At 73.3% G+C, this 11,058-nt stretch carries 10 protein-coding genes; 2 read left to right on the plus strand and 8 right to left on the minus strand.

Going from position 1 to position 11,058, the window contains the following annotated elements:
• The 7 genes from F6X68_RS24945 to F6X68_RS24975 all read right to left on the minus strand — a co-directional run.
• On the minus strand, positions 1-1,914 hold a 1,914-nt coding region (locus F6X68_RS24945; RefSeq protein WP_225852408.1), incomplete at its 3' end, for an ABC transporter ATP-binding protein.
• A gap of 181 nt (positions 1,915-2,095) precedes the next feature.
• Positions 2,096-2,935, minus strand: coding sequence for a DUF4081 domain-containing GNAT family N-acetyltransferase (locus tag F6X68_RS24950; RefSeq protein ID WP_151456564.1), 840 nt, complete (start codon positions 2,933-2,935; stop codon positions 2,096-2,098).
• Positions 2,936-3,093: 158 nt separating this feature from the next.
• Complete coding sequence (ispG, locus tag F6X68_RS24955) at positions 3,094-4,266, minus strand: flavodoxin-dependent (E)-4-hydroxy-3-methylbut-2-enyl-diphosphate synthase (protein ID WP_089001519.1); 1,173 nt, start codon at positions 4,264-4,266, stop codon at positions 3,094-3,096.
• A gap of 9 nt (positions 4,267-4,275) precedes the next feature.
• On the minus strand, positions 4,276-5,526 hold the full coding sequence (locus F6X68_RS24960; protein ID WP_151456565.1) for an RIP metalloprotease: 1,251 nt from the start codon (positions 5,524-5,526) through the stop codon (positions 4,276-4,278).
• The gene (gene dxr / locus F6X68_RS24965) at positions 5,526-6,740 is read right to left on the minus strand and encodes a 1-deoxy-D-xylulose-5-phosphate reductoisomerase (protein WP_151456566.1); all 1,215 of its coding nucleotides are present in this window, start codon (positions 6,738-6,740) and stop codon (positions 5,526-5,528) included. The genes F6X68_RS24960 and dxr overlap by 1 nt, the downstream gene beginning before the upstream one ends.
• A 43-nt stretch (positions 6,741-6,783) precedes the next feature.
• Positions 6,784-7,470, minus strand: coding sequence for a Uma2 family endonuclease (locus F6X68_RS24970; protein WP_151456567.1), 687 nt, complete (start codon positions 7,468-7,470; stop codon positions 6,784-6,786).
• A 139-nt stretch (positions 7,471-7,609) separates the two neighbouring features.
• Positions 7,610-7,975: a hypothetical protein gene (locus F6X68_RS24975; RefSeq protein WP_151456568.1), complete on the minus strand. Its 366-nt coding sequence runs from the start codon at positions 7,973-7,975 to the stop codon at positions 7,610-7,612.
• A gap of 156 nt (positions 7,976-8,131) precedes the next feature.
• Between F6X68_RS24975 and F6X68_RS24980 the strand changes: the two genes are divergently transcribed.
• On the plus strand, positions 8,132-9,448 hold the full coding sequence (locus F6X68_RS24980; protein ID WP_151456569.1) for a family 43 glycosylhydrolase: 1,317 nt from the start codon (positions 8,132-8,134) through the stop codon (positions 9,446-9,448).
• 157 nt (positions 9,449-9,605) lie between these two features.
• Here F6X68_RS24980 and F6X68_RS24985 read toward each other — a convergent pair whose 3' ends face one another.
• Complete coding sequence (locus tag F6X68_RS24985; protein WP_151456570.1) at positions 9,606-10,169, minus strand: GNAT family N-acetyltransferase; 564 nt, start codon at positions 10,167-10,169, stop codon at positions 9,606-9,608.
• Positions 10,170-10,220: 51 nt separating this feature from the next.
• Between F6X68_RS24985 and F6X68_RS24990 the strand changes: the two genes are divergently transcribed.
• Positions 10,221-11,058, plus strand: an 838-nt coding sequence (locus tag F6X68_RS24990) for a YhjD/YihY/BrkB family envelope integrity protein (protein WP_151456571.1), incomplete at its 3' end; no start/stop codon positions are given.

Raw genomic sequence — 11,058 nt, forward strand, 5'->3', positions numbered from 1 at the left:
CGCCCGGCCGTCGGCCGACCCGACCGGCTCCGTCGGGGTCGCGGGAACCGCCCCGACCGGCGGCGCGGCCGGGACTCCGACCGGCGGCACGGCCGTGGGCGTGGCCGACGGAACGGCCGGCGGGCCGACCGGGGGCGTCGCCGGTGGGAGGGCCTCGTCCGGGCCGGTGGTCGGCCACGGGTCCGACGGGCCGGTCAGCAGGTCGACCCCGCCGGAACGACCGCCCGGTGCCGCGTGGGCGTACGCGGTGGCGTGGCTGGTGGCGAGCAGTTCGGCGAAGCGTTCCGAGGAGTCCAGCGGCCCGGCCTCCACGACCGCGCCGTCGGCCATCACCACCACCTCGTCGCAGCGGCGTACGGAGGAGAGGCGGTGGGCGATGACGATGCCGATCCGGTCCCGTAGCAACCGTTCGGTGGCCTGCTGCACCCGCGCCTCGGTCACCGGGTCGAGGCGGGCGGTGGCCTCGTCGAGGATCACCACGTGCGGGTCGCGCACCAGGATCCGGGCGAAGGCGACCAGCTGCTCCTGGCCCGCCGAGAGCACGTGCCCGCCGTCGCCCAGCCGGGTGTCCAGGCCGGCGGGCAGCTCGGCGATCCAGCCGTCGAGCCCCAGCTCGCGCAGCGCCCGGGCGGCGGCGTCGAGCAGGTCCGGATCGAACAACGCGACGTTCTCGGCGAGGGTCCCGGCGAGGATCTCGGTGCGCTGGGGCACCACGGCGATCCACCGGCGCAGCGCCTCGACGTCGAGGTCGCACACGTCGTCGCCGGCCAGGAAGACCGTGCCGGGCGGCACGTCGACGGCCCGGGTGAGCACCTTCGCCAGGGTGGACTTGCCGGAGCCGGTCCGGCCGACCAGCGCGTACGAGCGGCCCCGGGTGAAGGTCAGGTCGACGTCGTGCAGCGCGGGGCCGCGCCCGTCGTCGGCACCCCCGTAGCGGAAGGTGAGGCCCCGCACCACCAGGTCGCCCTCGTTCGGGGCGGCCCCGCCCACGGGCTCCTGCCGGGAGCCCGCCAGCAGCTGCACCCGCCCCCAGGCGCCGAGGGCGTACTGGAGTTCGGGGACCATCCGGCTGACGTGCTCGACGGTCATGCCGAAGCCGATGGCCAGCAGCCAGATCGCGGTGAGCCGGGCGCCGTCGACCCGGCCGGTGACCAGTGCCCACGCGCCGCCGAGCACCACGGCCGCGATCCCGGCCCGGATGACGCCGGCGGCCACGGTGGTGACCTGGGCGGACATCCGCCACACGCGCACCCCGCGACTGAGCACCTCGGCGGCCCGCCGGGCGTAGAGGCGCAGCACGTACGGCCGGGCCAGGCTGGTGCGTACGTCGTCCTGGCCGTGGATGGCCTCCTCCATCACCGCGGCGAGGTCGGACCAGGCCTCCTCCTCGGCCATCCGGGCCGGGCCGATCCGCGCGGTGGGCTTGCGCAGGCCGACGGCCAGCAGCACGGTCAGCAGCAGCATCCCGAGGCCGGCCGGCCACCACACCGCGAGGGCGACGACGGTCGACAGCACGCCCGCGGCGAGGCCCTGCGCGATCCGTACGCCCTGGTTGCGCACCGCGGCGGCGACCTGGTAGACGTCGCCGTCGATGCGGTCTAGCAGCTCGCCGACCGGGGTGGTCTCCAGAGTCGGCAGGTCCTGCCCGAGCGCGACCCGGCACAGCCGGCGCCGCACGTCGGCGGACCAGTCGGCGGTCAGCCCGGCCATCAGCAGGCTCACCGCGAGGTCGGTGAGGACGGCGGCGACCAGCGCCACGGCGAGCAGCGCGAAGAACCCGGCGGCGCGGTGCACCAGGACGGGGCCGGCCAGCGCGGCGGCGGCGGCCTGACCCCCGGCGCCGAGCACGATCAGGCAGGTCACGATCGACATTCGGCGGGGCGAGGTGGCCCACAGGTCCCGGAGCAGACGCATGACGGAGTCCCTTCTCCGCAGACCGGGGCGGAGCATCCAGCCTGGTCGGTGGAGCCGGCCGGCTCAACGCATTTACCGGCCGTTCACCTGGCCGGAGGCCGGTGCGTGGGCCGCGCCGGCCGGGAGCCGCCCCGCGCGGACGCCGCGAAGGGTGACTCAGAGCGGACGCCGCACGGGTGGCTCAGAAGAGCACGGTGGCGAGCGTGCCGACGGGGCGGAACCCGCAGCGCTCGTAGACCCGGCGGGCGGGCGTGTTGAAGTCGTTCACGTAGAGGCTGACGGTCGGGGCGACCCGCAGCAGCGCGTCGCGCACCACCGCCGCCATGGCCGCCGACGCGATGCCCCGGCCCCGCCACTCGGGGGCCACCCAGACGCCCTGCACCTGGGCGGTCCGGCGGGTCACCACCGCCAGCTCGGCCTTGAACACCACCCGGCCGTCGACGAACCGGGCGTACGCCCGCCCGGTCCGGACCAGGTCGGTGACCCGCCGCCGGTAGCCGCGCCCGCCGTCGTCGGCGAGCGGCGAGACGCCGACCTCCTCGGTGTACATCGCCACCGCCGCCGGGAAGAGCCGGTCGACCTCGCTGGCGCGCACCCGCCGCACCTCCGGGTCCGCCCGCAGCGCCGGCAGCGCGTCGGTCGCCAGCAACGGCTGGTTGGGGCGTACGTCCCGGGCCGGCCCCCAGACGGCGGAGAGGCGGTCCCAGAGCCCGAGCACCGCGTCGGCCCGGCCCACGATCGACGAGCAGAGCCGCTCCTCGCCGGCGAGCAGGTCGGCGTACGCGGCGACGGCCGGCTCGGTGGCGAGCACGGGGGTCAGGTTGCCGCCGAGCCAGCAGATCGACTCCAGGTTGCGGCGGCTGCCGTAGCCCAGCACCCGTCCCTCGGCACGCCACCAGGCCAGGCCACGCGCCGTGATCCGCTCGGCGACCTGCGCGCCCGCGAACGGGTCGAGGTCGAGCAGCCGCTCGACCGCGCGGCGCTCCGACTCCCCCAGTTGGCGTACCGGCACCGTCAGCACGGATACCAGCCTGCCAGATCCGCCCCGTGCCGCGCCGGTCGAGTGACGAGTGGGACGCCTGCACCGTGGCGGCGACGCGGAGCGTACGCCCGGCGGAAGCGCGCCGGCCCCGGCCGCCGGCGGGGGCGGTCGGGGCCGGCGCGCGACGGCGCGGTGGGTCAGTGCACGCTGACGGTGGCGCCGGGGAGCAGGCCGCGCAGCTCCTCGGGCAGCTCGGCGCCCATCTCGTCGGCGATGCGCAGCGCCTCCTCGATCAGGGTCTCCACGATCTGCGCCTCGGGCACGGTCTTGACGACCTTGCCCTTGACGAAGATCTGGCCCTTGCCGTTGCCGGAGGCCACCCCGAGGTCGGCCTCGCGGGCCTCGCCCGGGCCGTTCACGACGCAGCCCATCACGGCGACCCGCAGCGGCACCGGCAGCCCCTCCAGGCCGGCGGTGACCTCCTCGGCCAGCTTGTAGACGTCGACCTGGGCTCGGCCGCAGGACGGGCAGGAGACGATCTCCAGGCCCCGCTCGCGCAGCCCGAGCGACTCCAGGATCTGGTTGCCGACCTTGATCTCCTCCACCGGCGGGGCCGACAGGGAGACCCGGATCGTGTCGCCGATCCCCTCGGCCAGCAGCGCGCCGAAGGCGACCGCCGACTTGATGGTGCCCTGGAAGGCCGGGCCGGCCTCGGTGACGCCGAGGTGCAGCGGGTAGTCGCACTTCTCGGCGAGCTGGCGGTACGCCCGGATCATCACCACCGGGTCGTTGTGCTTGACCGAGATCTTGATGTCGCGGAAGCCGTGCTCCTCGAACAGCGAGCACTCCCACAGCGCCGACTCGACGAGCGCCTCGGCGGTGGCCTTGCCGTACTTGGCGAGCAGCCGCTTGTCCAGCGAGCCGGCGTTGACGCCGATCCGGATGGGCACGCCCGCGTCGCCGGCCGCCTTGGCGATCTCCTTGACCTTGTCGTCGAACTGGCGGATGTTGCCCGGGTTGACCCGGACCGCCGCGCAGCCGGCGTCGATCGCGGCGAAGACGTACTTCGGCTGGAAGTGGATGTCGGCGATCACCGGGATCTGCGACTTCCTCGCGATCGCGGGCAGCGCCTCCACGTCGTCCTGGCTGGGCACGGCGACCCGGACGATCTGGCAGCCGGACGCGGTCAGCTCGGCGATCTGCTGGAGTGTGGCGTTGACGTCGGAGGTGAGGGTGGTGGTCATCGACTGCACCGACACCGGCGCGCCCCCACCGACCGGCACCGGACCGACCATGATCTGGCGGCTGACCCGGCGCGGGGCGAGCGGCGGGGGCGGCACGGCGGGGATACCGAGACTGACAGCGGTCACTTCAGGCACTCACCTTGAGAAGAGCGTGATCGGGTTGACGACGTCCGCGGTGATGGTCAGCAGCGTGAACACGCCACCGATCAGGATCACCGCGTACGTGAGGGGCATGAGCTTGAGGTAGTCGACGCGCCCGGGGTCGGCGCGGCCGATGCGGGCGTAGAGCCAGGACCGGGCCCGCTCGAACCAGGCGATGGCGATGTGCCCGCCGTCGAGCGGCAGCAGCGGCAGCAGGTTGAACACGCCGATGAAGAAGTTCAGCGCGACGAACAGCATGAAGAACCCGATCCAGGCCTTGTTCTCCACGAACTCGCCGCCGAGCCGGCTGGCGCCGACCACGCTGATCGGGGTGTCGATGTCCCGCTCGCCGCCGGTGATCGCCGTCCAGAGGGCCGGCACCTTCTCCGGGATGCGCTTCATCGCCTCGAAGGTGTTCACCGCCATGTCGCCGGTGAAGTCGGCGGTCGCGCCGACCGCGCCGACCGGCCCGTACGTCACCCGCAGCGGGGTGCTGGGCACGAGGCCCACGCCGAGCGCGGCGACCGCGGCGACCTGGCCCCTCGGGTCGTCGAGCGGGGGCCGCTGGGTCTGCGCGAGCACCGTGCTCGTCGTGGCCGGCTGGCCGTCGCGGACGTACGCGATCTGCGCCGTGTCGCCCGGCTTGAGGGCGCGCAGGGTGGTGAGCAGCTGCCCGTAGTCGTTGATCGGCGTGCCGTTGATCCCGGTGATCCGGTCGCCGTCGCGCAGCTGCGCCTGGGCGGCGGGGCTGGCGGGATCGGCGGTGGTGCACTCGCGCAGGGTGTTCTCCGGGACCACGCACTTCGACAGCTGGATGACCGCCGGCTCCTTGCGGATCTCGGCCTCGGTGCTGGGGAACTGCGGGTTGGGCAGGCCGACGCTGACCGCCATGATCCAGAGTGCGACCACGGCGAGGGCGAAGTGGGTGATCGAGCCGGCGGACATCACGATCGTCCGCTTCCACACCGGGAACCGCCACATCGCGCGCGGCTCGTCGGCCGGGTCGACGTCGTCGTCCTGGGGGGTCATCCCGACGATCTTGCAGAAGCCGCCGAGCGGGATGCCCTTGACGCCGTACTCGGTCTCGCCCCGCTTGAAGGACCAGAGGGTGGGGCCGAATCCGACGAAGTACTTGGTGACCTTCATCCCGAACGCCTTGGCGGTGAGCATGTGTCCCGCCTCGTGCAGGCTCACCGAGATGAGGATCGCGAGGGCGAAGAGCACCACCCCGAGCAGGTACGCCATCAAGCTCCTTCCACCGAACCCGCGATGATGATCTCCTGCGCGTGCGCGCGCGCCCACGACTCCGCCGCGAGCACGTCCTCGACGGTACCTGGTTCGTCGAAGTCGGGAGCGTCCTCCAGCACCCGTCGGAGGGTGTCGACGATGCCGAGGAAGGGCAGCCGGCCGGCCACGAAGGCGGCCACGCACTCCTCGTTCGCCGCGTTGTAGATCGCCGGCCGGCAGCGGCCGGCCTCGCCGGCGGCCTTGGCCAGCGCGACGGCCGGGAACGCCTCGTCGTCCAGCGGCGCGAACTCCCAGGTGTGTGCCCTGGTCCAGTCGACGGCGGCGGCGGCGTCGGGCACCCGGTCGGGCCAGCCGAGACCGAGCGCGATCGGCAGCCGCATGTCCGGCGGGCTGGCCTGGGCGAGGGTGGAGCCGTCGGTGAACTCGACCATCGAGTGGATCACCGACTGCGGGTGCACCATCACGGCGATGTCGGCGTACGGCACGTCGAACAGCTCGTGCGCCTCGATCACCTCCAGCGCCTTGTTGACCATCGAGGCGGAGTTGATCGTGACGACCGGCCCCATGTTCCAGGTCGGGTGGGCGAGCGCCTGCTCGGGCGTGACCTGCGTCAACTCGTCGCGGCGCCGGCCCCGAAACGGGCCGCCGCTGGCGGTGACGACCAGCCGCCGCACCTCGCCCCGGCCACCGCCGCGCAGGCACTGCGCCAGCGCCGAGTGCTCCGAGTCGACGGGGACGATCTGCTCCGGCCGTGTCACCGCCGCCCTGACCAGGGAGCCGCCGGCCACGAGCGACTCCTTGTTGGCGAGCGCGAGCGTACGCCCGGCGCGCAGCGCGGCCAGCGTCGGCGCGAGCCCGAGCGAGCCGACCACCGCGTTGAGCACGACGTCGCAGGGCCACTGCGCCAGCTCGGCCATCGCGTCCGGGCCGGCCACGATCTTGGGAAGCTTGAAGTCGCCGGTGGCCCAGCCGCGCCGGCTCGCCTCGGCGTAGAAGGCGAGCTGGAGGTCCTGCGCGGCGGACGCCTTCGCCACGCCGACCGCGTCGACGCGCAGTTCGAGGGCCTGGGCCGCGAGCAGCTCGACGTTGCCGCCACCGGCGCCGAGCGCCACCACCCGGAACCGGTCCGGGTTGCGCCGCACGATGTCGATGGCCTGTGTGCCGACCGAACCGGTGGAGCCGAGCAGGACGAGTTCCCGGGGCGAAGTCACCGGGCCATTCTTCCCCACCGTCGCTGTGCCCCCGCTGGGAGCCTCAACCCTCGGCGTCGGCCTGCCCCGCCGGGTCTTCCTCGCCTTCCTCCGGCGCCTCCTCGCCGAGCAGGTCGCCCGGGTCGATGGAGAACTCGAACGGCTCGATCATGGTGAAGGTGCTGCCAGCCGCCGCCGCGCTCAGTGGCCTGTACTCCCCCTCGGTCAGCTTGAACAGGGCCATGGTCGGCACCCGGTTTCGCAGATCGACGCGGAGGAAGAACGGCACGCCAGCGGCGGCGTACTCCCGCGGCCGGTCGATGACGTCCTTGCGACGGTTGCCAGGCGACACGATCTCACCGAGCAGCACGGCGTGCCCGATGTCCATCGTCGTCCGCCCGCCACCCGGCACGTCGAGAATGACGATGTCCGGGATGAAGAGGTCGTCGCCCGAGACGACGTTCGCCTCGAGGTAGAGCCACAGCTTGGCCCGGCGGGCCGCCTGCTTGAGAAGGTACGCGAGATCCAACTCCGCGTCCTGATGGTCATAACCGGCAGGTGGCGTCACGATCACGCTTCCGCTCAGGACCTCAACCTTGGGGCCGTTGGTCTCCGGCAACAGGTCGAGGGCGAGCTGAGCGGTCCACGGCTCGTCGCGCCACCGCAGCACGTCGAACGACGGCTCGGTGGGCTGCGGCGCGGGTTCGGCCTGCTGCGGCGCCGGCTCGGGCGCGAAAGCTGCCTGGCCCATCCGGGCTCACCCCCTCAGCGGACATTTTGCGCAGTCCAGCCTAGCCGCCGCAGCCCCCGCCGCACGGGATCGCACGCCTGGTCCGGCGCCAGGCACGCGCAGGCGATCGACGAACCCACTACTGAACCAGTCGACGCCGTCAGCGGTGTTCCGGCACCGCCATGCCGACGGCGGTGAACGGCTCGGTGAGCAGTTGGTACTGCTCGCCGGTCAGCTTGCTTCGGGCCTGAATCGCGCGGGCCACGCTGCCCGTGGCAACTATGGCGTCGGAGAACAGGCCCGGCGAGTGGGCGTCGAGGTCTGCCAGCCGCGCCCGCAACCCCGACCGCACCGCGTTGTCGATCTCCGAGTTCTGTGCGGCGGAGACCCTGACAGCGCCGAGTGCCGCCCGACCGCCCTGCGGATGCAGATCGAGCAGACGTTCCCACGCCTGCGCGAGGGCCTTGGGCGGCAGCACCACGGCCTGCTGCACGAACCGCCGGGTCTCCTCGTCGAGCACCGTCATCCGTAACCCCTCGCAAATCTCTCGGAAGCTCGGTGAGGGTAGCCCGGCGATCCGACAGGATCCTGGGCGGTCAGGTGGCGACGGAACCCGGAACAGTGCGCCGGATCCGCCCGCAGGAAACTTTCAGTACATCGATGACTGTGGTTGACTTCCGTCATGCGAAGAGGTCTCGTCTGGCTGGCGGCCCTGCTGGTCGCCGCTCCCCTGCTCGTCAGCCCGGGCGTGGCCCAGGCTGCCACCGCCACCCCCTCGCTGGTCATCGCCAGCGACTTCCCCGACCCCGACGTCGTCAAGTTCGGCAGCACCTACTACGCGTACTCGACGAACAACGGCCACGGCAACGTCCCGGTCGCCACGGCCAGCTCACTGACCGGAGCGTGGACCAGGCGGGCCGACGCGATGCCGACCCTCGGCGCCTGGGCCAACGGGGGCCTGACCTGGGCGCCCGACGTGTCACAGCGGGCCGACGGGCGCTACCTGCTCTACTACACCGCCCGCAGCCGGGCCACCGGCCGGCAGTGCCTCGGCGCCGCGCTGGCCACGTCGCCGCTCGGGCCGTTCACCTCCGTCGGCACCGGACCGCTGGTCTGCAACGCCGGCGAGGGCGGCGACATCGACGCGGCGAGCTTCACCGACAGCACCGGCCTGCGTTACCTGCTCTACAAGGACGACGGCAACGCCATCGGCCAGCCGACGAGCCTCTGGCTGCAACGGGTCGCGGCCGACGGGGTGACCCTCCAGGGCGCCCGGGTGGAGCTGCTGCGCAGCGGTCGCGCCGAGGAGGCGGGCATCATCGAGGCGCCGGTGCTGACCAAGGTCGGCGCGCAGTACGTGCTGTTCTACTCCCTCGGCGGTTACGGCGGCGACGGCTACCAGACCAGCTACGCCACGTCGACCTCGCTGACCGGCCCGTACACGAAGGCGTACCGCTCGCTGATGACCACGGCGTCGCTGGACTCTGCCGTGCGGGGGCCGGGCGGCGCGGACGTGGTCCGCGAGGCCGGCGGCGACCACATCGTCTTCCACGGCTGGATCAACAACTACTCCGCCCGCGGCATGTACGTGGCGGCGCTGGGCTGGGCCGGCGGCAACCCCGTGGTGCGGGGCAGCCGGGTGCGCTACGAGGCCGAGCGCGGCGCGCTCAACCACTGCGGGGTGCGCGCCGCCCCGAACACGTCGCAGGGCCAGGTGGTGGCGTACATCGACTACGCGGACAGCTGGGTCGAGGTGACCGTCTTCGCGCCCCGGGCCGGCGGGTACCGCGCCCACGTGGCCTACGCGGCCGGATACGGCGACGCCCAGCACACGCTGACGGTCAACGGCGCGAACCCGAAGGTCGTCACCTACCCCAACACGGGCTGGGACGTCTGGCGGCAGGTGGGCGTCGACGTCACGCTCAACGCGGGCTTCAACACGCTCCGGTTCACCCACCTGAGCCGCTGGGCGGAACTCGACTTCGTCGAGGTGGCGTAACCGGCTGCCCCGCCCGCCCCGGCCCCGGCCGGCCTCGGCTGGGCGGCCGGCCGCCCGAGCCCGCCGGCTCCCCGAGATCTTGGTAGGAAACGGCCCCTGGAGGGGCGCTCTCTTACCAAGATCTCGGTCCGGCGGGACGGCCTCACCGACCGCTTCATCACCTGGGTCCGGGCGCGGTGACCCCACCGGTCAGCACGAAGGTCTCCAGTTCCTCGCCGCCGTACCAGTCCGTGCGGCGGCCGACGTGGGTCATACCGAGGCGGCGGGCCACCGCCATGGACGCCTCGTTGCCCGGCGCCACCACCGCGTAGACCTCCCGGGTGCCGGTCGCCAACTCCCGGGCCACCAGGGCGCGGGCCGCCTCGGTGGCGTACCCGTGGCCCCACGAGTCGGGGTGCAGGTGCCAGCCCACCTCGATGTCCTCGGTCAGCGTGCCCTCGTCCCGCCCGGGCAGCGGCTTGAGCAGCACCGTGCCGGCGACCACGCCGGTGTCGCGGACCTCGATCGCCCAGGTGCCGTACCGGCCGCCGTGCCCCGCGTGCCGCTCCCGCCACATCGCGAGCCGGTCGGCGGCCTGCGCCGGGTCGGTCAGCGGCAGGCCGGGCGCGCCCAGCCAGCGGGTGACCTCGGGCCGGGAGTAGATGTCGAAGATCCTGGCCAGGTCGGCCGGGCCCACGGTCCACTCCCGCAGCACCAGGCGCTGGGTGGTGAGAACGCTCATGGACCGTGATCATAATGAGTGACGCGGGGCGGTACGGGGAAAGAAGCCGCGATGGGCGGCGGATGGCAACGGGCGAAGCGGGTCACCAGTGCGGCGTTCCGCCCGCTGCGGGGCCGGGACCTGTCCCTGCACGCCGCCGCCATCACCTTCTACGGGGCGATCGCGGTGGTGCCGGTGGCCCTGCTGGCGATCTGGCTGACCTCGCTGCTGGCGGGCGCCGAGCAGGTACGCCGGCTCACCTCGCACGCCGTGGAGACGCTGCCGGACGCGATCGGCGCGCCCCACGCGGTGCAGGCGCTCGTCGAGGCCGGGGTGGGCCTGACCCCGCTGCTGGCGCTGGCGTCGCTGCTGCCGGCGTCGCTCTACGGCGAGGGGCTGCGCCGCGCCTTCGTCTCGGTCGCCGTGCCGCGCAGCGAGGAGTCGCTGGTCGGCTGGCGGGGCCGGCTGCTGCTGCTGCCGCTGCTGGCGCCGGCCCCGGCCCTGCTGCTGTCGATCCTGCTGGCGCTGCCCACGACCACCGGCCTGGTCCGGCAGGGCGGCTGGACCGGCGCGCTGGGGGTGGTGCTGTCGTTCCTGGCGGTCTGGCTGGTGCTCACCCCGGTGCTGCTCTGGCTGTTCCGGGTGGTCGGCCCGGCGTCGCCGGACTGGCTCTCCGCGCTGGGCGTCGGGTCGTTCACCGCGGCGAACCTCTCCGGCTTCCTGCACGGCTTCGTGCTCTTCGCCTCGCTCCCGATCGACCTGGGGGTGCCCTTCGGGGGCTTCGACGAAATCGGCGCGGGGGTGGCGGTCCTGCTCTGGCTCTACCTCTTCCACGTGATCGTGCTGGCCGGCTACTCCGCCACCCTCGCCCTCTCCGCCTGGCGCGCCCGCCGCGCCGATTTCGTCGAAG

Source organism: Micromonospora sp. AMSO12t, assembly GCF_008806585.1.
Lineage (GTDB): Bacteria > Actinomycetota > Actinomycetes > Mycobacteriales > Micromonosporaceae > Micromonospora > Micromonospora reichwaldensis.